24 protein-coding genes, 1 pseudogene and 1 riboswitch are annotated in these 21841 nt (G+C 73.4%); of the genes and pseudogenes, 14 read left to right on the top strand and 11 right to left on the bottom strand.

The annotated features are described in order from the left end of the window. Nucleotides 1-34: 34 nt before the first annotated feature. From OG702_RS34245 to OG702_RS34230, 4 genes are all read left to right on the top strand, one after another. On the top strand, nucleotides 35-763 hold the full coding sequence (locus OG702_RS34245) for a type 1 glutamine amidotransferase (RefSeq protein ID WP_327292852.1): 729 nt from the start codon (nucleotides 35-37) through the stop codon (nucleotides 761-763). Nucleotides 764-930: 167 nt separating this feature from the next. Beyond that, nucleotides 931-1956: a 6-phosphofructokinase gene (locus OG702_RS34240; protein WP_327292851.1), complete on the top strand. Its 1026-nt coding sequence runs from the start codon at nucleotides 931-933 to the stop codon at nucleotides 1954-1956. A gap of 126 nt (nucleotides 1957-2082) precedes the next feature. Continuing rightward, entirely contained in the window at nucleotides 2083-3039 is a 957-nt protein-coding gene (locus OG702_RS34235) for a cytochrome c oxidase assembly protein (protein ID WP_327292850.1), read from the top strand. Between the two features lie 151 nt (nucleotides 3040-3190). Further along, nucleotides 3191-3910, top strand: coding sequence for a lysophospholipid acyltransferase family protein (locus tag OG702_RS34230; RefSeq protein WP_327292849.1), 720 nt, complete (start codon nucleotides 3191-3193; stop codon nucleotides 3908-3910). A gap of 16 nt (nucleotides 3911-3926) precedes the next feature. Here the strand turns inward: OG702_RS34230 and OG702_RS34225 are convergent, their stop codons facing one another. Continuing rightward, complete coding sequence (locus OG702_RS34225) at nucleotides 3927-4541, bottom strand: DUF1707 SHOCT-like domain-containing protein (protein WP_327292848.1); 615 nt, start codon at nucleotides 4539-4541, stop codon at nucleotides 3927-3929. Nucleotides 4542-4668: 127 nt separating this feature from the next. Between OG702_RS34225 and OG702_RS34220 the strand changes: the two genes are divergently transcribed. Continuing rightward, nucleotides 4669-5508 (top strand): TIGR02452 family protein, encoded by an 840-nt coding sequence (locus OG702_RS34220; RefSeq protein ID WP_327292847.1) that lies wholly within the window; start codon nucleotides 4669-4671, stop codon nucleotides 5506-5508. Nucleotides 5509-5598: 90 nt separating this feature from the next. On the opposite strand, the gene OG702_RS34215 is transcribed toward OG702_RS34220, so the two are convergent. Beyond that, a complete protein-coding gene (locus OG702_RS34215; RefSeq protein ID WP_327292846.1) occupies nucleotides 5599-7185 on the bottom strand; it encodes an alpha/beta hydrolase in 1587 nt (528 codons plus the stop codon). A gap of 317 nt (nucleotides 7186-7502) precedes the next feature. Between OG702_RS34215 and OG702_RS34210 the strand changes: the two are divergent. Then, nucleotides 7503-8069, top strand: a pseudogene (locus tag OG702_RS34210) (ABC transporter transmembrane domain-containing protein); the annotation flags it as partial. A gap of 188 nt (nucleotides 8070-8257) precedes the next feature. On the opposite strand, the gene OG702_RS34205 reads toward OG702_RS34210, so the two are convergent. From OG702_RS34205 to OG702_RS34175, 7 genes are all read right to left on the bottom strand, one after another. Next, entirely contained in the window at nucleotides 8258-8989 is a 732-nt protein-coding gene (locus OG702_RS34205) for an urease accessory protein UreD (RefSeq protein ID WP_327292845.1), read from the bottom strand. Next, nucleotides 8986-9669, bottom strand: coding sequence for an urease accessory protein UreG (ureG, locus tag OG702_RS34200; protein WP_327292844.1), 684 nt, complete (start codon nucleotides 9667-9669; stop codon nucleotides 8986-8988). Before ureG ends, OG702_RS34205 begins: the two co-directional genes overlap by 4 nt. A gap of 15 nt (nucleotides 9670-9684) precedes the next feature. After that, a complete protein-coding gene (locus OG702_RS34195) occupies nucleotides 9685-10488 on the bottom strand; it encodes an urease accessory protein UreF (protein WP_327292843.1) in 804 nt (267 codons plus the stop codon). 7 nt (nucleotides 10489-10495) lie between these two features. Continuing rightward, nucleotides 10496-12217, bottom strand: coding sequence for an urease subunit alpha (locus tag OG702_RS34190; RefSeq protein ID WP_327292842.1), 1722 nt, complete (start codon nucleotides 12215-12217; stop codon nucleotides 10496-10498). Beyond that, entirely contained in the window at nucleotides 12210-12521 is a 312-nt protein-coding gene (locus OG702_RS34185; RefSeq protein WP_327292841.1) for an urease subunit beta, read from the bottom strand. Before OG702_RS34185 ends, OG702_RS34190 begins: the two co-directional genes overlap by 8 nt. Nucleotides 12522-12530: 9 nt before the next feature. After that, nucleotides 12531-12833, bottom strand: coding sequence for an urease subunit gamma (locus OG702_RS34180; RefSeq protein ID WP_327292840.1), 303 nt, complete (start codon nucleotides 12831-12833; stop codon nucleotides 12531-12533). Nucleotides 12834-12915: 82 nt separating this feature from the next. After that, complete coding sequence (locus OG702_RS34175) at nucleotides 12916-13206, bottom strand: type II toxin-antitoxin system Phd/YefM family antitoxin (RefSeq protein WP_327292839.1); 291 nt, start codon at nucleotides 13204-13206, stop codon at nucleotides 12916-12918. 58 nt (nucleotides 13207-13264) lie between these two features. Between OG702_RS34175 and OG702_RS34170 the strand changes: the two genes are divergently transcribed. The 3 genes from OG702_RS34170 to OG702_RS34160 all read left to right on the top strand — a co-directional run bounded on the left by OG702_RS34170 (nucleotide 13265) and on the right by OG702_RS34160 (nucleotide 15245). Next, a complete protein-coding gene (locus OG702_RS34170) occupies nucleotides 13265-13900 on the top strand; it encodes an ATP-dependent Clp protease proteolytic subunit (protein ID WP_327292838.1) in 636 nt (211 codons plus the stop codon). A gap of 6 nt (nucleotides 13901-13906) precedes the next feature. Further along, entirely contained in the window at nucleotides 13907-14227 is a 321-nt protein-coding gene (locus OG702_RS34165) for a hypothetical protein (protein ID WP_327292837.1), read from the top strand. A gap of 332 nt (nucleotides 14228-14559) precedes the next feature. Further along, nucleotides 14560-14762: riboswitch (cyclic di-AMP (ydaO/yuaA leader) on the top strand. A 3-nt stretch (nucleotides 14763-14765) separates the two neighbouring features. Then, nucleotides 14766-15245, top strand: a complete 480-nt coding sequence (locus tag OG702_RS34160) for a C40 family peptidase (RefSeq protein WP_327292836.1) — start codon at nucleotides 14766-14768, stop codon at nucleotides 15243-15245. A gap of 64 nt (nucleotides 15246-15309) precedes the next feature. Here OG702_RS34160 and OG702_RS34155 read toward each other — a convergent pair whose 3' ends face one another. Beyond that, nucleotides 15310-15741, bottom strand: a complete 432-nt coding sequence (locus tag OG702_RS34155; RefSeq protein WP_327292835.1) for an ATP-binding protein — start codon at nucleotides 15739-15741, stop codon at nucleotides 15310-15312. 279 nt (nucleotides 15742-16020) lie between these two features. Here OG702_RS34155 and OG702_RS34150 point away from each other — a divergent pair, with 279 nt between their 5' ends. Together OG702_RS34150 and OG702_RS34145 are read left to right on the top strand one after the other, a co-directional pair. After that, a complete protein-coding gene (locus tag OG702_RS34150; RefSeq protein WP_327293474.1) occupies nucleotides 16021-16905 on the top strand; it encodes a helix-turn-helix domain-containing protein in 885 nt (294 codons plus the stop codon). Further along, on the top strand, nucleotides 16902-17156 hold the full coding sequence (locus tag OG702_RS34145) for a DUF397 domain-containing protein (protein WP_327292834.1): 255 nt from the start codon (nucleotides 16902-16904) through the stop codon (nucleotides 17154-17156). The genes OG702_RS34150 and OG702_RS34145 overlap by 4 nt, the downstream gene beginning before the upstream one ends. Nucleotides 17157-17162: 6 nt before the next feature. On the opposite strand, the gene OG702_RS34140 is transcribed toward OG702_RS34145, so the two are convergent. Continuing rightward, nucleotides 17163-18323 carry an aminotransferase class I/II-fold pyridoxal phosphate-dependent enzyme gene (locus tag OG702_RS34140; protein ID WP_442814673.1) on the bottom strand — a complete coding sequence of 387 codons (1161 nt, stop codon included), beginning with the start codon at nucleotides 18321-18323 and terminating at the stop codon, nucleotides 17163-17165. A gap of 170 nt (nucleotides 18324-18493) precedes the next feature. Between OG702_RS34140 and bioB the strand changes: the two genes are divergently transcribed. From bioB to bioD, 3 genes are all read left to right on the top strand, one after another. Further along, nucleotides 18494-19690 carry a biotin synthase BioB gene (bioB, locus tag OG702_RS34135; protein ID WP_327292833.1) on the top strand — a complete coding sequence of 399 codons (1197 nt, stop codon included), beginning with the start codon at nucleotides 18494-18496 and terminating at the stop codon, nucleotides 19688-19690. Continuing rightward, entirely contained in the window at nucleotides 19683-21002 is a 1320-nt protein-coding gene (locus tag OG702_RS34130; RefSeq protein WP_327292832.1) for an adenosylmethionine--8-amino-7-oxononanoate transaminase, read from the top strand. The genes bioB and OG702_RS34130 overlap by 8 nt, the downstream gene beginning before the upstream one ends. 90 nt (nucleotides 21003-21092) lie before the next feature. Further along, entirely contained in the window at nucleotides 21093-21824 is a 732-nt protein-coding gene (bioD, locus tag OG702_RS34125) for a dethiobiotin synthase (protein WP_327292831.1), read from the top strand. Nucleotides 21825-21841 lie beyond the last annotated feature (17 nt).

Raw genomic sequence — 21841 nt, 5'->3', positions numbered from 1 at the left:
CCCCGCCGCTGCCGCCCGACAAGGAGAAGCACGTATGAGTGAGTCCAGCCTCCGCCTGGTGTGGGTCTACCCCGACCTGCTGAGCACCTACGGCGACCAGGGCAACGCGCTGGTGGTGGAGCGCAGGGCGACGCAGCGCCGGGTGCCGGTGACCCGGGTGGACGTCCGCTCCGACCACGCCATCCCGACCTCGGGCGACATCTACCTGATCGGCGGCGGCGAGGACCGCCCGCAGCGGCTGGCGGCCGAGCGGCTGCGCCGCGACGGCGGGCTGAACCGGGCGGTGGCCAACGGCGCGATCGTCTTCTCGGTGTGCGCCGGCTACCAGATCCTCGGCCACGAGTTCATCAACGACCTGGGCCGCCCCGAGCCGGGCCTGGGCCTGCTGGACGTGGTGAGCACCCGGGGCGAGGGAGAGCGCTGCGTCGGCGACGTGCTGGCCGACATCGACCCGCACCTGGCGCTGCCGCCGCTGACCGGCTTCGAGAACCACCAGGGGATCACCCACCTCGGCCCGAGCGCGCGGCCGCTGGCCCGGCTGCGGGTCGGCAAGGGCAACGGCACCGGCGACGGCACCGAGGGCGCGTTCAACGACACGGTCTTCGGCACCTACATGCACGGCCCGGTGATGGCCCGCAACCCGCACATCGCGGACCTGCTGATCAAGCTGGCCCTCGATGTGAACGCGCTGCCGCCGGCCGACGAGCAGTGGTACGACGCGCTGCGGGCCGAGCGGATCGCGGCGGCGGTGCAGCCCGCCTGACCGGCGGGGCGTCACGCTGCGGAACCGTCGCCAGGAGTTCGGGTAATCGTCAGGTGTCCGCAGTGCGGTCGGCGTGGAGGCGTGCACGCCCGGCTCGGTAAGCTGGGCGTGATCCATCCGGACGACGGGGTCCGGCCGTCCGGTCGAGTTGCGGGAGTATCGAGAGCATGCGTATTGGTGTACTGACCAGCGGCGGCGACTGCCCCGGGCTGAACGCCGTCATCCGGTCCGTGGTGCACCGCGCCGTCGTGGACCACAACGACGAGGTCATCGGCTTCCACGACGGGTGGAAGGGTCTCCTCGAGTGCGACTACCGCAAGCTCGACCTGGACGCGGTCAGCGGCATCCTGGCCCGCGGCGGCACCATCCTCGGCTCGTCCCGGGTGCAGCCCGCGCATCTGCGCGGCGGCGTGGAGCAGGCCAAGGGGCATGTGGCGGACCTGGGTCTCGACGCGATCATCCCGATCGGCGGTGAGGGCACCCTGAAGGCGGCCCGGCTGCTGTCCGACGCGGGTCTGCCGATCGTCGGGGTGCCCAAGACCATCGACAACGACATCTCCTCGACCGACGTCACCTTCGGCTTCGACACCGCCGTGACGGTGGCCACCGAGGCGCTTGACCGGCTCAAGACCACCGCCGAGTCGCACCAGCGGGTGCTGATCGTGGAGGTCATGGGGCGGCACACCGGGTGGATCGCGCTGCACTCGGGCATGGCGGCAGGGGCGCACGCGATCGTGGTGCCCGAGCGGCCGTTCGACGTCGCCGAGCTGGCCGCGCTGGTCGGCAAGCGCTTCGAGGCGGGCAAGAAGTTCGCCATCGTGGTGGTCTCCGAGGGCGCCAAGCCGCGCGAGGGCACCATGGAGTTCTCCTCGGGCGCCACCGACGTCTACGGCCACGAGCGCTTCAGCGGGGTCGCCAACCAGCTGTCGGTCGAGCTGGAGGAGCGGCTGGGCAAGGAGGCGCGTCCGGTGATCCTCGGCCATGTGCAGCGCGGCGGCACCCCCACCGCGTACGACCGCGTGCTGGCCACCCGATTCGGCTGGCACGCCGTGGAGGCCGTGCACCACGAGCGGTTCGGCATGATGACCGCGCTGCGCGGCACCGACATCACCCTGGTGCCGCTCGCCGACGCGGTCCAGCACCTCAAGACCGTCCCGGCCGACCGCTACACCGAGGCCGAATGCGTCCTGTGAGCCGCTGAGCCGCACGGCGCGCACACCCGCCCCCGCCCGGAACGCCGGACGGGGGCAGTTCTAGTCTGGAGCGGGCACAACGGTCGAATCGGCCTGTTGCCGGCAGGTGCGACGGAGGAGTGACGGATGGACCACGGTGGACCCGGCATGCACATGGACCTGCCGCCGTTCACCCTCGGCCGGGGGCTGGCCTTCAGCAGCGGCGACCCGTTCTTCCTGATCGGCTGCGCGCTGCTGCTCGCGCTCTACGGCGTCGCGGTGCTGCGCCTGCACCGGCGCGGCGACCGCTGGCCGGTGGGGCGTACGGCGGCGTTCGTCCTCGGCGTGCTGACCGTCGGGGTGACGATGTGCACCCGGCTCAACGACTACGGCATGGTCATGTTCAGCGTGCACATGGTGCAGCACATGATCCTCAGCATGCTCTCGCCGATCCTGCTGCTGCTCGGCGCCCCGGTGACCCTGGCGCTGCGCGCGCTGCCGACGGCCGGCCGGGGCCGGATCGGGCCGCGCGAGCTGCTGGTGAAGCTGCTGCACAGCAGGTTCATGCGGATCGTGACGCATCCCGCCTTCACCATCCCGCTGTTCATCGCCAGCCTGTACGCGCTGTACTTCTCGCCGCTGTTCGACTTCCTGATGCGCAGCGAGGTCGGGCACCAGGCGATGATGGTGCACTTCCTCGCGGTGGGGCTGCTGTTCTTCTGGCCGATCATGGGCGTCGATCCCGGCCCGCACCGGCCCGGGTACGTGATGCGGATGCTGGAGCTCTTCGCCGGTATGCCCTTCCACGCCTTCTTCGGCATCGCGGTGATGATGGCCAGCGAGCCGCTGGTGACCACCTTCAAGCACCCGATGGCCTCCCTGGGGATCGACGCGCTGGACGACCAGACCGCGGCGGGCGGTATCGCGTGGGCGTTCAGCGAGATCCCGTCGGTGATCGTGCTGGTGGCGCTGCTCTTCCAGTGGTACACCTCCGAGCAGCGGCAGGCCCGCCGCCAGGACCGGGCCGCCGACCGGGACGGCGACGCCGAGCTGGTGGCGTACAACGCTTATCTGGCCTCGCTGGAGGCGCGCGGGCGCGGCTGACCCGGGCGGGCCGGCTCCGGCGCCACGCCGGGCGCGCCGGTTCGGCCGCCTGCTGGTCGCGGCCGGTTGCCTGGCACTACTCTGCCGGGGCGCGGGTGGACCGGCGCAGCGCGGCCCGGGCGTGCCGGGACTGTCCAGGGGGAGGCGGCCCGTGTTCTACCGGGTGCTCAAGTACGTGATTCTCGGGCCCTTGCTGCGGCTGCTGTTCCGGCCGCGGATCGAGGGCATGGAGAACATCCCGGAGACCGGTGCCGCCATCATCGCCGGCAACCACCTGTCCTTCTCCGACCACTTCGTGATGCCGGCCATGCTGCCGCGCCGGATCACCTTCCTCGCGAAGGCCGAATACTTCACCGGCCCCGGGCTCAAGGGCCGGCTCACCGCGGCCTTCTTCCGCGGGGTGGGCCAGATCCCGGTGGACCGCTCGGGCGGCAAGGCCTCGCAGTCGGCGATCGACGCGGCCCTTGAGGTGCTGGGCCGCGGCGAACTGCTCGGCATCTACCCCGAGGGAACCCGCTCGCACGACGGGCGGCTCTACCGCGGCAGGACCGGGGTCGCGGTGATGGCGCTGCGGGCGCAGGCACCGGTGGTCCCGTGCGCGATGGTCGGCACCTTCGAGCTGCAGCCGCCCGGACGGAAGATCCCGCGGATCGGCCGGGTGACCATCCGCTTCGGCGCCCCGCTGGACTTCAGCCGCTTCTTCGGCATGGAGGGCGAGCGGCTGGTGGTGCGGGCGGTCACCGACGAGATCATGTACGAGGTGCTTGCGATGTCCGGGCAGGAGTACGTCGACCGCTACGCGGGCGAGGTGAAGGCCGAGCAGGCGCAGCAGAAGGGCGTCTCCGGGCGGCTGCGCCGCTCGTCGTCCTGACCGCCGCGGGGGGCGGTCAGCGGCCGTCCCGCCAGGGGTACTTGAAGTCCCGCATCACCCTCACGTGGCCGAAGACCGAGCGCCCGGTGATCCGGACCACCGGCCCGTCGGCTCCCTTGCCGTCCGCGTCCCCGCCCTGGCGGCCGCCGAGTTGTGAGCGCTTGCCGAACAGCGCGGTGCCCATGTCGTAGACGTGGGCGTCGTCGGGCACCACGATCTCGACCTTGCCGCAGAAGGAGTCCGCCTGGATCTCCACCTCGCGCCGGGTGAACAGCGCCTGCCGCAGGTCGATGACGACCGCGCCGAAACTCGCCCGGGCGGTGGTGTGCGGCGGCACCGGCCACTGCCCGCCGCGGCGGACCTTGCTGAACAGCGCCCGCACCGGGTCGAGGTCGGCGGGCGAGCCGAGCCGGGCGCCGGGCGCGGGGGCCGGCAGGTCGGCGGTCAGCGGGGCGAGCTCGCCGCGGGTGCGGGCGGCGTAGACCGCCTCCAGCCGCTCGAAGTGCTCCTCGACGGTGATCCGCCCCGTCCCCAGCGCGTCACCGAGCAGCGCGGCGACATGGTCGCGCTCGTCGTCGGAGGCGCGCACGGCGGCGCCGGCGGGCTCTTCCCGCGGCGACAGTTCGGACACCGGCAACGACCTCCTGGGAGCGGTGGGACGCGCACACGATATATCGCGTCTGTGCCGCGCGGCAAGGCACCCTCCCTGCGGCGAAAACGCCTGGCACCGCCGGCCGCCGCCCCCCTAGCCTCGCCCCATGAGCGCGCGTCTGCGGAACATCGCCCGGGAGAACGAACGGATCGTCAGCGAGGGCGGCTACCTGGGCCCCGGCCGGCAGTGGGTCGACCTCGGTGCGGCCGTCGCGGCGGCCGCCGACGGCACCCGGCTGTTCGGTCCCGACCCGGTGTCGGCGCCCGCGCAGGCCGCCGGGCCCGGCGCGCGGTGCACGGTCACCGCGGAGGACAGCATCGGGGCCGCGCGACGGCTGACCGCCGCGGACCGCGCACCGGTTGCCGTGCTGAACTTCGCCTCCGCCCGCAATCCCGGCGGCGGCTACCTCAACGGGGCGCAGGCGCAGGAGGAGGCGGTGTGCCGGTCGTCGGCCCTCTACACCTGCCTGCTGCGGGCGCCCGGCTACTACGACCACCACCGCACCCACCGGGACGCCTTCTACTCGGACCGGGTGATCCACTCCCCCGCGGTGCCGGTCTTCCGTGACGGCCGGGACACCCTCGTCGACGAGCCGTGGACGGCCGGCTTCCTCACCTCGCCCGCACCCAACGCCGGAGTGATCGCCCGCACGCAGCCGGAGCGTGTCGCCGAGATCGGCCCCGCACTCGACGCGCGCGCCGAGCGGGTGCTCGAAGTGGCGGTCGCGCAGGGCTACCGGCGGCTGGTGCTCGGCGCGTGGGGCTGCGGCGTCTTCATGAACGACCCGGCCAGGGTGGCGGCGGCCTTCGCCGCGCTGCTGCGACCCGGCGGGCGGTTCGCGTCCGCCGTGGACGAGGTGGTCTTCGCGGTGCTCGACCGCCGCCCCGGCTCCCCCGTCAGGGCCGCCTTCGCCGCTGCCTTCCCCGGCGCCGCGTCCCCCGCCTGACCCGCCACGGGGCCGCCGCCCGCACCCGGGTCGGGTACGGGCGGCGGCCCCGTCGGACCGAGGCGCACGGCGGCGCCGGATCGGCGTCCGCTACGGCACGGGGGTGGCATGCGGCCCGCACACCACGTCGTGCCGGTCGAGCGTGCCGTGCAGCAGGTAGTCGTCGACGCGGGAGTTGATGCACGGGTTCACCAGGTTGGTGACGCCGTGCGAGCCCGCGCCCTGCTCGGTGATCAGCCGCGAGCCGGCCAGCCTGCGGTGGGTCTCCAGCGCACCGGGATACGGGGTTGCCGCGTCGTTGGTGCTCTGCACGATCAGCACGCCCGGCAGCCCGTGGTGCGAGCGCACGTCGACCGGGGTCTGCCGGCGGACCGGCCAGGTGGCGCACGGCAGGTTCATCCACGCGTTGGACCAGGTCAGCAGCGGGTATTTCGCGTTGAGCGCGGTGTTGTCGCGGTCCCACTTGCGCCAACTGGTGGGCCACGGGGCGTCGGTGCACTCCACCGCCGTGTAGACGGCGGTGCCGTTCTCCGCGGTGATGTTGCCCGCGGTGTCCGACAGGTCGGGGCCCGCGGCGTCGACCAGCGCCTGGGTGTCACCGGACGCGTACTGGCTCCACACGCCGGCCACGGTGGCCCAGGTGGAGTCGTAGTAGGGGGCGTTGGTGAAGAAGTTCAGCAGTTCCAGCGGGCCGACCACGCCGCCGATCGGGTGGCCCTTGGCCGACGCCCGCAGCGCCTCCCATTTCGCCTGGACCCCGGCCGCGGTGCTGCCGAGGTGGTAGACGGAGTCGTACGTCGCGACCCATTTCTCCCAGTCCTGCCAGCGGGCCTGGAAGGCGACGTCCTGGTCGAGGTTGTTCTGGTACCAGATCTGGTCGCGGGACGGGTCGACCACGCTGTCGATGATCATCCGTCGCACGTGGGTCGGGAAGAGCGTGGCATAGACCGAGCCGAGGTACGTACCGTAGGACACGCCCAGGTAGTTGAGCCGGTCCTCACGCAGGGCCGCCCGGATGACGTCCAGGTCGCGGGCGGTGTTGGGGGTGGTCATCTGGGAGAGCATCGCCGCGCCGGTGCGCTCCAGGCAGCCCTGGGCGTATTCGGCGGCCAGCTTGCGCTGCGCCTGCTTGTCGGCGTCGGTGTCCGGCACCGGGTCGGCCTTGGGCGCCGAGACGTACTCCGTCGGGTCCTCGCAGGAGATCGGCGCCGAGTGGCCGACGCCCCGCGGGTCGAAGCCGATGAAGTCGTACGCCTTGGCCGTCTTGGTCCACAGCGGCGCCGCGCTGGTGCTGCGCACCGGGAAGCGCAGGCCGGAGCCGCCCGGCCCGCCCGGGTTGTAGACCAGGGCGCCCTGCCGCTCCGCGGCGGTGCCGGTGCTGGCCGCGCGGTCCACGGCGAGCTTGATGGTGGCGCCGAACGGCTTGCGGTAGTCGACCGGGACGGTCACCCAGCCGCACTGGACCGGGGCCGCCAGGCCCCAGCCGTCAGGACAAGCGGCCCACTTTATGCCGGTGCGCCGGGCGTTGACCGCGGCGATGGTCTCGCCGACGGACTCCGGCACGGTCACCGCCCGCGGGTGGTGCGCGCTGCCGGCCCCGGCAGTGGCGGCCGGTGCCGCGGCGATGGCGCCCGCGATCAGGGCGCCGGTGGAGACGAGCACGATCGTGCGTCTCACGTCGAACCTCCCCCTCTGGACCGTGGCTTGTGGCCACGGTTGTCACAGTGATGAGGTGCGAATCCTTTCCCCTGTGTGGCCGCTGTGAACAGGCCAGCCGGGTGATTCTTCATCAAAGCGTGATTCGGCGCGGGAGTTGGCCTGCGCCGCCCGGGTGACGGCGGCGCCCCGCCCGGCGCGGGTGCGGGTCCGCGGGTCGTGGCGGGGCACCGCGGTGACCTTGGCCAGCGCATCCTTACTTAGGCTAGCCTTACCTAAATTCGACTGGCTGGTAGGGAAAGGGCGACCCGGTGGGGAGCAGTGAGGCACGCGGCGTCCTGGCACGGACCGTCGCGCGGCAGCGGCGGGACGTCCTTGCCGGGGCCGTCCTGGGAGCCGGGCACCAACTGGGCGAGGTCCTGGTGCCGGTGCTGATCGGCGTGCTGATCGACCGGGCCGTGGACGGCGGCGACACCAGGGCGCTGGTGATCTGGCTGGCCGTCCTCGCCCTCGTCTACGTAGGGCTGTCCGCCAGCTTCCGCTACGGCGCCCGGGCCGGGGAGCGGGCCGCGGAACAGTCGGCGCACCTGCTGCGGATCGGGGTCGTTCGGCGGGTCCTCGACCCCCGCGGCGGGGCGGAGGCCGGACGGCTGCCGGGCGAGCTGACCAGTATCGCCACCGAGGACGCCAAGCGGGTCGGCGCCGTCACGATGGCCCTGTCGACCGGGATCGCCGCCTGCGCGGGCATCGTGGTGAGCGCGGTGGTGCTGCTGGCCGTCTCAGTGCCGCTCGGCCTCACGGTGCTGCTGGGCACCCCGGCCCTGTACTTCCACAGCCTCTTCCGGCCTATCAACACGGCGCTCGTCCTGCTGGACGACGCCCAGTCCGCTTCCGCTGGGCTGGCCCGGCTGGTCGGGGTGGTGGACGAGCCGGCGCCGCGGGTGCCCCCGGCGCTCCCGGCGCCCGCTGTGCCGCGGGAAGCCGCGCCGCGGTCCGCCCCGGTGGTCACGCTCACCGGCGTCGGCCACGCCTACCTGCCGGGCCGGCCCGTACTGCACGACCTGGACCCGCTCCCCCGCTTCCCGGGACGGTCCTAGCCGGCCACGGCGGCGGCCGCCGCGGTGAAGGCCGGGCGCGGGGCGGTGGAGGTCAGAAGGACGCCGGGGCCCGCCAGCGGGGTGATGGAGGTGAGCGGCGGCAGGGGCACCGGGCCGGGCAGGTCGGGCGGGGGGACCACGAGGAGCTGGCCGAGGGTGCGGTGGCGGCCGAGAACGGCGGGCCCGTCCCAGCCCGGCGCCGCCCCCGGGCCGAACGCCAGGGCCTGGTCGAGCAGCGTACGGCCGTCGTGGTCGACGGTGAGCCGGGTGGTGAGGTGCCCGGACGCCTCACCGTGCCGCCCGAGCACCAGCTCCTCCCGGAGCACCAGCCGCGCCCCGGCGGCCAGCTCGACCCGCGTGGTCATCCGCAGATCGCTGCCGCGGGCGGCGATCACCGGCTCGGGGAGCCAGCGCAGTTCGGCGCCCTCGCCGACGGTCAGCCGGACGTCGTAGCAGGCCGGGCGCCCTTCGCGGTCGGGCAGCGAGACGGTCGCGGCGGACGAGTCCACGGTGAGCCGCGCTCCGGCGGCCACGTCGACGTCGATACGGAGCCGGTCGCCGCCGAGCGGCGCGCTCATGGCTCCCACCACGGTGACGCGGGCCCAACCCTCCCGCGCCGCACGGGTCCTGCGCAGGGCCAGCGGCCCCGAGCCGGCCAGCACCGGCAGCGCCGTACCGCCGGCGCGGTCGCGCACGGCCCCGATACGGGCGGCCGCGGCGACCGTCATGCGGTCCAGGCCGCGAGCCGCTCGCCGATCCAGGCGGCGACCGGCGCGATCCCGTCACCGCGGGTGACGGCGGTGAAGACCACCGGCAGCGCCCCGCGCTGGGCGGCGGCGTCACGTGCCATGCGGTCGAGGTCGGCGCCGACGTGCGGCGCCAGGTCGGTCTTGTTGACCACCAGCAGGTCGGCGGTGGTGACCCCGGGGCCGCCCTTGCGCGGGATGTCGTCGCCGCCGGCCACGTCGATCACGAAGATCTGCGCGTCGACCAGGCCCTTGGAGAAGGTCGCGGTGAGGTTGTCGCCGCCGGACTCGACGAGCACCAGGTCGAGCGGCCCGACCGCGTCCTCCAGGTCCTCGACGGCTTCGAGGTTCGCCGAGATGTCGTCGCGGATCGCGGTGTGCGGGCAGGCCCCGGTCTCGACGCCGACGATCCGCTCAGGCGGCAGGACGGCGCTGCGCAGCAGGAACTCCGCGTCCTCGCGGGTGTAGATGTCGTTGGTCACCACCCCGATCGCCAGCCGGTCGCGCAGCTCGCGGCACAGCGCGGCGACCGTGGCGGTCTTGCCGGAGCCGACGGGACCGCCGAGTCCGATCCGCAGGGCCCGGCGGCGGCCGTCCGGCCCCACCTCGGCGGAGGAGTGCGCGTAGCGCTCGGGGAAGACCTCGGGGTGGTCACGGTGCATGTCGGGCTCCGTCGGTCATGAGGCGAACAGCCGTACCGGCCAGGCCGCGTGGTGCTCCGCGCTGATGTCGAGCAGCGGGGCGGAGGCGGCGGGCAGGGCGGTGAGGCCGTGGGTGAGGGCGCGGGCGGCGGCGTCGGCGGCGGCGCGGGCGGTGCTGTCGATCTGCGGGGCGAGCCGGGCCAGGACGGCGGCGGCGTGGAAGGGGTCGAGGCTGAGCAGCCGGACCGCCGCGGTGGCCGGCCCCGCGGCGGACTCGTACGCGGCGGCGTGGGCGGCGTCCAGCGGGCGCAGCCCTGCCGCGCGCGCGGTCAGGCCGAGGACCACCGGCTGGTGGGCGCCGCGCGGGCGGGCCGCGGCGAGCTCGTCGAGGGCGGCGGACGGCCAGGTGGCGCGGGCCGCCCGCATGAGCTGGCGGCCGAGCCGCCGGGAGACGGTGCGCAGCGCGAGCGACGGCGTACGGGCGTCGGCCGCGTCGTCGAGCGCCCGCGGGTCGGCTCCGGCGGCCGCCGCCGCGGCCAGTGCGGCGGCGACCAGTCCTGCGGTGTGCAGCCGCCCGCGGCAGAAGTCCGCGAGGCCGGCGGCGTCCTGGATCCGCCCGTCGGCGACCGCGGCCTCGGCGCCCCCGGAGTGGGCGTGCCCGCCGGCCGGGAAGCGCCCGTCGGACAGCAGCAGCAGCGCGGCCAGCGCCCCGGAGCCGGGCGCGGCAGCGGGCTCGGTCCCAGGCGCGGCATCGGGCTCGGGCCCAGGCGCGGCATCGGGCTCGGGCCCGGTATCCGTGGCGAGGTCGGGGCCGGCGATGTCCAGGTCCGTGGTCGTCATCCGCGCCTCAGAAGAGGAAATACCGCTGGGCCATCGGCAGTTCGGTGGCGGGGGCGGGCTCCACGACCTCGCCGTCGACGCGGACGGTGAAGGTGTCGGGGTCGACCTTGACCTCCGGCAGCGCCGTGTTCTCGCGCATGTCCGCCTTGGTGACGGCCCGGGTGTCCTGGGCGGCGGTGAACTGCTTGCCGAGGCCGAGGCGTTCCGGCAGGCCGTCCGCGAGTGCCGCCGGGCTGGTGAAGTTGACCGAGTTGGCGGCGGGGGCCGCGCCGACCCCGCCGAACATCGCGCGGGGCAGCACGGGTTGCGGAGTGGGGATGGAGGCGTTGGCGTCGCCCATCTGGGCGTAGGCGATCTGCCCGCCCTTGATGACCAGTTGCGGCTTCACGCCGAAGAAGGCCGGGTCCCAGAGCACCAGGTCGGCGAGCTTGCCGGGCTCCACCGAGCCGATCTCGTGGTCCAGGCCCTGGGCTACCGCCGGGTTGATGGTGTATTTGGCGACATAACGCCGCGCCCGGTGGTTGTCGGCGGCGCCGTCGCCGGGCAGCGCGCCGCGGCGGCGCTTCATCACGTGCGCGGTCTGCCAGGTGCGCAGCGCGATCTCGCCGATCCGGCCCATGGCCTGCGAGTCGGAGCTGATGATGCTGATGGCGCCCAGGTCGTGCAGGACGTCCTCGGCGGCGATGGTGGAGGGGCGGATACGGGACTCGGCGAAGGCGAGGTCCTCGGGCACCGCCGGGTTGAGGTGGTGGCAGACCATCAGCATGTCGAGGTGTTCCTCGACGGTGTTCACGGTGTGCGGCCGGGTCGGGTTCGTCGACGACGGCAGCACGTTGGGGTGCGAGACGACGCTGATGATGTCGGGGGCGTGCCCGCCGCCCGCGCCTTCGGTGTGGTAGGCGTGGATGCCGCGCCCGGCGATGGCGGCGAGGGTGTCCTCGACGAAGCCGGCCTCGTTCAGGGTGTCGGTGTGCAGGGCCAGCTGCGCCCCGGTCTGCTCGCACACCCCGAGGCAGGCGTCGATCGCGGCCGGCGTCGCGCCCCAGTCCTCGTGGATCTTGAAGCCGAACGCGCCGGCCCGCAGCTGGGCGTGCAGCGCCTCGGGGTTGACGGTGTTGCCCTTGCCGAGCAGCCCGACGTTGACCGGGTAGGCCTCAAGCGCGGCGAACATCCGTGCCAGGTGCCAGCCGCCGGGGGTGATGGTGGTGGCCTTGGTGCCCTCGGCGGGACCGGTGCCGCCGCCGAGGACCGTGGTGACGCCGGAGGCCAGGGCCTCGTCCATCAGGGTCGGCGAGATGAAGTGGACGTGGGCGTCGATGGTGCCCGCGGTGAGGATCTTCCCGTTGCCCGCGATGACCTCGGTCTCCGGGCCGATGACCAGGTCCGGGTGGACGCCGTCCATGGTCTCCGGATTGCCGGCCTTGCCCAGCGCGGTGATCCGGCCGTCGCGCATACCGACGTCGGCCTTGACGACGCCCCAGTGGTCCAGGACGACCGCCCCGGTGATCACGGTGTCCGGCGCGCCCTCGGCCCGGGTGGTGCGGCCCTGGCCCATGGACTCGCGGATGACCTTGCCGCCGCCGAAGACGGCTTCGTCGCCGGCCAGGCCCGGGCCGCCGGCGAGGTCGCGCTCGACCTCGACGAGCAGGTCGGTGTCGGCGAGCCGGATGCGGTCGCCGGTGGTGGGGCCGTAGAGGTCGGCGTAGACCGGACGGGTGAGTTCAGCCATCGAGGGCTCCCGCGGTCTCGCCGCGCAGGCCTGCGACCACCCGGCCGCCGGCGATCGGCACCAGTTCCACCTCGGCCGGGATGCCGGGCTCGAAGCGTACGGCGGTGCCTGCCGCGATGTTCAGCCGCAGGCCGTGCGCGGCGGCGCGGTCGAAGCTCAGGCCGGGGTTGGCCTCGGCGAAGTGGTAGTGGGAGCCGACCTGCACCGGGCGGTCGGCGGTGTTGACCACCGCCAGCCGGGTCACCGCGCGGCCGTCGTTGAGTACGACCGGCGTGTCGGCGTACACGATTTCTCCGGGAATCACGCGGCCCCCTCAGACGATCGGCTCATGGACGGTGACGAGCTTGGTGCCGTCCGGGAAGGTCGCCTCGACCTGGACGTCGTGGATCATCTCCGGGATGCCGTCCATGACGTCGTCGCGGGTCAGGACGCCGCGGCCGGACTCCATGAGTTCGGCGACGCTCCGGCCGTCGCGGGCGCCCTCCAGGATGTGCGAGGTGATCAGCGCGACGGCCTCGGGGTGGTTCAGCCGCAGCCCGCGGGCGCGCCGCCGCTCGGCCACGTCGGCCGCGACATGGATGAGCAGGCGTTCCTGCTCGTGGGGGGTCAACCGCACAGTCGCACCTCACAGTCTCCGGCCATTCTCGGGCCTGGTCCGTGAGATTAGTTCGGCGGCGTTTCCGCTGCGTTAACGGCTGTTACGGGCGGCGTTCGCCGGGGGCGGGGTCGCGGTGTTCGGCGGCGATGCCGAACCTGCGGCGTTCGCCCGTGGCGGACGACCTGCTGCCGATCGTGGACACCGTACTGATCACCTGCTCCTCGGGCTGCTCGTCGAGTTCGCGCAGTCGTTGCAGGTCAGCGGCGGAGACCAGGGCGACCAGCGGCTTGCCGTGCCGGGTCAGCACCACCTGTTCGCCGCCGTAGACCACGCGGTTGATGAGATCGGCGAGCTCGGCACGAGCTTGTGTCACCGGGACGTCGTAGGTCATGCTCCCCATCATAACGAGATGTACGTCCTGTACATTTTGAACAGAGGAGGTGCTTGCCATGTTCCGACCCACCGCCCGCTACGTGCTGCCGGAGTTCACCGAGCGCAGCAGCAACGGCATCCGCACCATGGACCCGTACTCCAAGCTGCTCCAGGAGCGGATCGTCTTCCTGGGCACCCAGATCGACGACACCTCGGCCAACGACGTGATGGCCCAGCTCATCCACCTGGAGAGCGCCTCCCCCGAGCAGGACATCCACCTGTACGTCAACTCCCCCGGCGGCTCCTTCTCGGCCATGACCGCGATCTACGACACGATGCAGTTCGTCACCTGCGACGTCGCGACCGTGTGCATCGGGCAGGCCGCGTCGGCCGCCGCGGTGCTGCTGACGGCCGGGGCGCCGGGCAAGCGCATGATCACCCCGGGGGCGCGGATCCTCATCCACCAGCCCTCGATGAGCGACGTGGTGCAGGGCGATGTCTCCGACCTGGAGATCCAGGCCAACGAACTGCTGCGCACCCGAGAGCAGTTGGAGACGCTGCTGGCCCGGCACACCGGCCAGGACCTGGACCGGGTGCGTACCGACATCGAGCGGGACAAGGTCTTCGACGCCGAATCCGCGGTCGCGTACGGCCTGGTGGACCGGCTGACCACCAGCCGCAAGGCCAACGGCCCCTCCTACGGCCTGCGGTGAGGCCCGGTGGTGCCGGAACTGCCGCCGCTGCCGGCGCTCACCCGTTCCGAGGGCGAGCTGATCGACTGCTACCTGGAGGTCGTTGACCTGCTGGGCCGGATCAACCCGTCGCGGACCACCGACACCTACGCGGCGCTGCGGGCCGCCCAGGCGCTGGTCGGGCGGGCCGTGGCACTGCGGGAGGCGCTGACGGTGATGCATCTGCGCGGCGAGACGGACCTGCATCACGCCACGCTGGGGCGGGCGCTGCGGGTGCTCGACGGTGAACGCCGGTCGTCACTTGCCGTGGTGCCGCCCGAGACGGCTCCGCCGCCGGTGGCCGACTGACCCGGCGGACCGTCCGCGGCCGGACCGGGGACGCGGCTCGTCACCCAGCGGCGCGACCGCCCCCGATTCGGCCGAACATCGGCTCAGCCCATTGGCGGATCGGCAACCCGGCGCGGACGGCCGGCGCGGTTGCGTACCCGTTTGCCGATGATCGACAAGCCCGCAGGTCACACGGGCCGCCGGCGGCGCAGTCCACCCGGAAGGCCTAATGCCGTCACCCGGATGGCAGCAGTGTGACGAGAGTCACATCGGGCGTTTCCCAGCCGGTGCCGGCGTGCGCGGTGCGTCACGATCCGTGGTGACGACAAGCCCCCGCCGCCGTGGCGGGGCGGTCCGCACGGAAGCCGAATCCCGCCGGCGTGCGGATGTCAGGTCGACACGAGTGCAACGGCGGGAGCGGAGGACCCAGGCACGACGGGGCAGGCCAGGAGCAGGTAAGGGCCGCCTCTTGGGGTGAAGCCGCTGCATGCGGCCGGGCATCTTCGCCTGCTCGAACCCGACAGGTCATCCTTCGCAGGCTGACGACGAAGGGTTGCGCATGACCGCGCCTATCGCACTGTCCGCCAGGCTGTCCCGGATCGGGGCCGCCTCGGTGCTCACCGCGGCGGCCGTCGCCGTACCGGCGCTGCTGCCGGGCGCCGCACAGCAGGCGGACGCCGCCACGCTCGCCGCGAGAGCCCTCGGCGTGGCGGCCTCGAAGCAGGGCTCGCCCTACCAGTGGGGCGCCGCGGGGCCCAGCCGCTTCGACTGCTCGGGCCTGACGCTGTACTCGTTCAAGCAGGCGGGCAGGAAGCTGCCGCGCACCGCGGCGGCGCAGTACGGCAGCACCAGGCACATCTCGTCATCCGCGCGCCGGGCGGGCGACCTGGTGTTCTTCCACACCGGCTCGTCGAGCTCGTCGGTCTACCACGTCGGGATCTACGCGGGCGGCGGCGCGATCTGGCACGCCCCGAAGACCGGCGCGCGGGTCCGGCTGGAGCACATCTGGACCAGGAGTGTGTGGTACGGCCGGGTGTGACGCCCGGGGAGCCCCCGGGGACAGGCGCGGCGGCCGGCACGCAGCCGGCGGCCGGGACCGCCGGTCAGCCGACCGGGACCGCCCACGGCAGCATGATCCACACGGTCTTCCCCCCGGCGTCGGTCGGCGTGACCTGCAGGCTGCCGCCGGACTCCGCCGTGAGGTGGCGGACGATCACCATCCCCCGCCCGCTGTCCTGTTGCAGCGCGGCGGCGGTCTCCTGCCGTGGCCAGCGCGGATGGCTGTCGGTGACGCCGATGTGCAACTCCTCCAGGCGTTCGAGGCGTACGTCGACGGTGAAGGTCGGCGACAGCCCCGAGGTGTGCAGTACCGCGTTGGTGGCCAACTCCGACACGATCAGACGGACCGCGTCGACAGCGGGGGCCCCGGCGGGCAGCCCCCAGTCGGCGAGTAGACCGCACACGTAGCGCCTGGCCGTCGTCACCGACGCGGGGTCGCTCGGCAGGGTGATGGATGCTTCCTGAAGATCTGCCATGGCGACGCTTCCCTTTCCCGCCGTGACCTGGCTCCGGTACGTACCTGCGCCGGAGCGGGACGCCCCGGGAATTGGGCCGCCTCGCTTACGTCGGGTTCGCGCCAGAATGACACTCATCGTGCCGCCTATACGGACCTTCCACGGGTGTCTGCATATATCTGTCGCTCAAAACGGTGAACTCTGCTACGTGAGAGCGCATTTGGTCGGCACACTGTCGTATCGGGTGAATAGGGCGGCATGCAGGGCGACATGCCGCACACCGAGGAGGCGCGAGAAACGATGGAAAGAGTGCCCGCCGTACGCCGGCGCAGACTTGGCGCCGAGTTGCGGCGCCTGCGCGACCTGGCAGGACTCACCAGCGGCGAGGCCGCGGACCGGGCCGGCTGGCACCAGTCGAAGGTGAGCAGGATCGAGACCGGCCAGAGCAGCGTACGGGCCGAGGACGTGAACCTGCTGCTCGACATCTACACGGTGCGCGACCGGGACGTCCGCGACCTGCTGCGCACCCTCGCCGGCTACGGCCACCAGCGCGGCTGGTGGCACGACTTCCGCGAGGTCCTGCCGGTGGAATACCGCGACTTCATCAGCCTGGAGACCGGCGCGAGCCGGGCCAGGACGATGGAGACCAGCGTGGTGCCCGGCCTGCTGCAGACCCACGACTACGCCCATGCCCTGACCAGGGACGTCATGCCGCAGCTCGCGCCGCGCGAGGTGGACGCGCTGGTGGACGTGCGGATCGCGCGGCAGGCGGTGCTGCACCAGGATCCGCCGCTCGAACTGACCGCGGTGCTCGACGAGGCGGTGCTGCGCCGCGAGGTCGGCGGCCCTGAGGTGATGGCGGGTCAACTGCGGAGCCTGGTCGAGGCGGCGGAGCTGCCCCAGGTGTCGCTGCATGTGCTGCCATTTGCCGCGGGCGGGCACATAGGGGTGACGGGGTCTTTCGTTGTCTTCTCTTTTCCGCGCATTGCTGATCTGGATGTGGTTGTTCTCGACCATCTGACGAGTAGTCTCTGTGTCGATCGGAAAGAGGACATCACCGCTTACGCCGCCGCGTTCGCCCGATTGCGTGATCGTGCGCTCCCCTGTGCGGAATCGGCTGCGATGATCGCTGGAATCGGTTCCGAGTTCTCGCGCATGTCGCGGCTCACGAAGGAGGCACTATGACCGCGCTGTCCCCCTCGCCGTCACGGCACATTTCCTGCAGTGCGACGCTCGCCGGCGTCGCCTGGCGGCGCAGCAGCCACAGCACGGCGGCGAACAACTGTGTCGAGGCGGCCGCGTTGCCGTCCGGTCGGGTCGCGGTGCGCGACTCCAAGGATGTGATGGGCCCGGCCCTGCTCTTCCCACCGGGGGCATGGTCCAGCTTCGTCCAGGCACTCAACGCGGGAGCGTTGGCCTGCGACGGCACCCCATAGGGCAGGTCAGCGCGGGGCGGCCGCCACGATGGCGGCCGCCGCCGCGGCGATCTGCCCGTCGGTCAGTGCGGCGTTGGCCGTGATGCGCAGCCGGGAGACGCCGTCGGGGACGGACGGCGGGCGGAAGCAGCCCACCGACAGCCCGGCCGAGCGGCATGCCGCGGCCCAGCCGACGGCCGCGGCCGGCGACGGCGCGCGGACCGAGACGACGCAGGCGTCCGGCGGCGTCGCGTCCAGGCCCGCCGCGGTGAGCAGCCGGTGGAAGGTGCGGGCCGCGGCGAGGGCGCGCCCTGCCCGGCCGGGTTCGCGGCGCAGCAGCCGGAGCGCGCCCAGGGCGGCGCCGGCCGCGGCCGGGGCGAGGCCGGTGTCGAAGATGAACGTGCGGGCGGCGTTGACCAGGTGGTCGATGACGGCGGCCGGGCCGAGGACCACGCCGCCCTGCGCGCCCAGCGCCTTCGACAGGGTCGCCGTGCACACCACGTCGGGCGCCCCGGCCAGCCCGGCCGCGTGGGCGGCGCCGCGCCCCCCGTCGCCGAGCACGCCGAGGCCGTGGGCGTCGTCCACCAGCAGCCCGGCGCCGTGGTCGCGGGCCGCGGCGGCGAGCCCGGCGAGCGGTGCCGCGTCGCCGTCCACCGAGAAGACCGAGTCGCTGACCACCACGGCGGGCCCGGTGTGCCCGGCGAGCGCCTTGCGGACGGCGTCGGTGTCGGCGTGCGGCACGACCTCGGTGCGGGCCCTGGACAGCCGGCAGCCGTCGATCAGCGAGGCGTGGTTGGCGGCGTCGGAGACCAGCAGCGTGCCCGCCGGGGTGAGGGCGGTGACCGCTGCGAGGTTGGCGGCGTAGCCGGAGGCCAGCACCAGCGCGGCTTCGAAGCCGGTGAAGCCGGCCAGCTCCGCTTCGAGTTCCGCGTGCAGCTCGGTGCTGCCGGTGACCAGCCGGGACCCGGTGGCGCCGGCGCCCCAGCGCAGGCAAGCGTCCGCGCCGGCCCGGGTGACCTCCGGATGCCGGCTCAGTCCGAGGTAGTCGTTGCCCGCGAGGTCCAGCAGCGGCGACTGCTCCGGCCTGGGCCGCAGTTCGCGGTGCAGCCCGGCGGCGGCGCGGACGGCGAACTGCACCGCGATCCAGCCGAAGGGACCGTGCGGCGCGGCGTGCGGTGTGCTGTTCACTGCTGTCCCCGGGGGTCGTGGCGGTCGGGCGGCCGGCGGGCCGACCGCTTCCACCTGCAACGTACTGGCCTGCAATCGTGCACAGGGTGTGGTGATGCACACACCAGGGGCCACGCGTGTTGTGCGGTCCGTCATTGGCTGCGGGCCCTCCGGTAGGCGAGGATCCCCCCATGGATCTGCTGACCGCACTGGTGGACAAGGGGCTGCGACGCGAGCTGCCCAGCCGTGACGAGGCGCTGGCCGTCCTGGCGACCTCCGACGATGACCTGCTGGATGTGGTGGCCGCGGCGGGCCGGGTGCGCCGCCAGTGGTTCGGCCGCAGAGTGAAGCTGAACTACCTGGTGAACCTCAAGTCCGGGCTGTGCCCCGAGGACTGCTCGTACTGCTCGCAGCGGCTCGGCTCGCAGGCCGGCATCCTCAAGTACACCTGGCTCAAGCCGGACCAGGCCGCCGCGGCGGCGAGCGCCGGGGTGGCGGGCGGTGCCAAGCGCGTCTGCCTGGTGGCCAGCGGGCGCGGCCCGACCGACCGGGACGTGGACCGGGTCTCGGAGACCATCGCGGCGATCAAGGGCCAGAACGAGGGCGTCGAGGTGTGCGCCTGCCTGGGCCTGCTCTCCGGCGGCCAGGCCGACCGGCTGCGGGCGGCGGGCGCGGACGCGTACAACCACAACCTCAACACCTCGGAGAACACGTACGGGTCGATCACCACCACGCACACCTACGCCGATCGGGTGGACACCGTGCAGCGGGCGCAGGCGGCGGGGCTCTCCGCGTGCTCCGGGCTGATCGCCGGCATGGGCGAGAGCGACGAGGACCTGGTCGACGTGGTGTTCGGGCTGCGCGCGCTGGACCCGGACTCGGTGCCGGTGAACTTCCTGATCCCCTTCGAGGGCACGCCGCTGGCCGAGGAGTGGAATCTCACCCCGCAGCGGTGCCTGCGGATCCTGGCGATGGTCAGGTTCGTCTGCCCGGACGCGGAGGTGCGGCTCGCCGGCGGCCGCGAGGTGCACCTGCGCACCATGCAGCCGCTGGCCCTGCACCTGGCCAACTCGATCTTCCTGGGCGACTACCTGACCAGCGAGGGCCAGGCGGGCCAGGCCGACCTCGACATGATCGCGGACGCGGGCTTCGAGGTGGAGGGCGCCGACACCGTGACGCTGCCCGGCCACCGCAGGGCCGGGGTGTGCGGTACGCACGACGGCGGCGGCTGCCACGACGGCGCGGACCAGGACAGCGGCGGCTGCGGCGGCTGCCACGACGGCGCCGCCCACGGGGAGACGGGCGCCGAGACCGTACCCGCCGCGCGGACGGACCTGGTCGCCGTACGCCGCCGGGGCGCGGGCACGGATCTGCCGCCCAATGCCTGACCCGTACGCGCGCGGGCCCCTGCCTGCCGACGTGCTGCTCGACCTCGACCGGCAGCACGTCTGGCATCCGTACGGCCCGATGCCCGGCCGCCAGCAGCCGCTGGTGGTCGAGTCGGCGTCGGGCGTGCGGCTGCGGCTGGCGGCGCCCGCCGAGGGGCGTCACGAGCTGGTCGACGGGATGTCCTCGTGGTGGTCGGCGATCCACGGCTACCGGCATCCGGTGCTGGACGCGGCGGTACGCGACCAGCTGGGCCGGATGAGCCATGTGATGTTCGGCGGGCTGACGCACGAGCCGGCCGTACGCCTGGCGGCGCGGCTGGTGGAGATCACGCCGGAGCCGCTGCGGCACGTCTTCCTGGCCGACTCCGGTTCGGTGTCGGTCGAGGTCGCCGTCAAGATGTGCCTGCAGTTCTGGCGTTCGCTCGGCCGGCCGGCCAAGCGGCGGCTGCTGACCTGGCGCGGCGGCTACCACGGCGACACCTGGCAGCCGATGTCGGTGTGCGACCCGGACGGCGGCATGCACGAGCTGTGGTCGGGGGTGCTGCCCGAGCAGGTCTTCGCCGACGCGCCGCCACCGGGTTTCGACGCCGAACCGGATCCGCGGTACGCGGCACATCTGCGGGAGCTCATCGGACGGCACGCCGCCGAGCTGGCGGCGGTGATCGTCGAGCCGGTCGTGCAGGGCGCCGGCGGGATGACCTTCCACTCCCCCGCCTGTCTGCGGGTGCTGCGGGAGGCGTGCGACGAGCACGACGTGCTGCTGGTCTTCGACGAGATCGCCACCGGTTTCGGCCGGACCGGCCGGCTCTTCGCGGCGGAGCACGCCGGGGTCAGCCCGGATGTGATGTGCGTCGGCAAGGCCCTGACCGGCGGCTATCTGACGATGGCGGCGGCGCTGTGCACCGGCAGGGTCGCCGAGGGGATCTCCCGCGGCGAGGTGCCGGTGCTCGCCCACGGGCCGACCTTCATGGGCAACCCGCTGGCCGCGGCCGTCGCCAACGCGTCGCTCGACGTGCTGCTCGGCCAGGACTGGGGTCAGCAGGTCAAGCGGATCGAGGCCGGGCTGCGCGACGGCCTGGCGGAGGTGGCCGCGCTGCCGGGGGTGCGCGACGTGCGGGTGCTCGGCGCCATCGGGGTGGTCCAGCTGGACCACCCGGTGGACATGGCGGCGGCGACCGCGGCGGCGGTACGGGCCGGGGTGTGGCTGCGGCCCTTCCGTGACCTGGTCTACACGATGCCGCCATATGTGACCGACGACGCGGATGTGGCGCGGATCTGCGCGGGCGTCAGGGATGCCGCGCTGGCGGCGTGAGCATGGCACGGTGGGGCAGGGCCCCGCGGCGCCCTGCCGCGGGACGCTCGGCAGCGGGCAGGCACGACGAAGAGGAACGGAGCGACACCCATGGCCATCGTGGTCATCACCGGTACGGGCACCGAGGTCGGCAAGACGATGGCGACCGCCGCGGTGGCCGCCGCGTCGCTGGCCCAGGGGCTGAGCGTGGCCGTGCTCAAACCCGCGCAGACCGGCGTCGCCGACGGTGAGCCCGGTGACGCGGCCGAAGTGGCACGGCTGGCGGGCGCGGTGACGGCGGTGGAGCTCGCCCGCTACCCCGAGCCGCTGGCGCCGGCCACCGCCGCCGCGCGGTCCGGACTGCCGACCGTGGGCCCGGAGGAGATCGCCGAGGCCGCCGCGAAACTCGCCGCTGTCCACGACGTGGTGCTGGTGGAGGGCGCGGGCGGGCTGCTGGTGCGCTACGACGCCCAGGGCTCGACGCTGGCGGACGCCGCCCAGATGCTGCGGGCCAGGGTGCTGCTGGTGGCGCCGCCCGGGCTCGGCACGCTCAACGCCACCGCCCTGACCGCGGAGGCGCTGAGCAGCCGGAAGATCAGCTGCGCCGGGGTGATCTTCGGCAGCTGGCGCGGTGACCCCGATCTGGCGGAGTGCTGCAACATCACCGACCTGCCGGAGGTCGCCGGCGCGCCGCTGCTCGGCGCGCTGCCGAGGGCCGTGGCGGGCCTGTCCCCGGCCGCCTTCCGGACGGCGGCGCCGGACTGGCTGGCGCCGCAGCTGGGCGGCACGTGGGACGCGGAGGCCTTCGCGGCGGCATACGCACCGCCGGCGTTCGGCCGTTAGGGCACGGGGCGGCGCCC

Source organism: Streptomyces sp. NBC_01198 (assembly GCF_036010485.1).
GTDB lineage: Bacteria > Actinomycetota > Actinomycetes > Streptomycetales > Streptomycetaceae > Actinacidiphila.
Note: the sequence above shows the minus strand (reverse complement) of the source record. Positions and strands in the feature narration are given on the sequence as shown.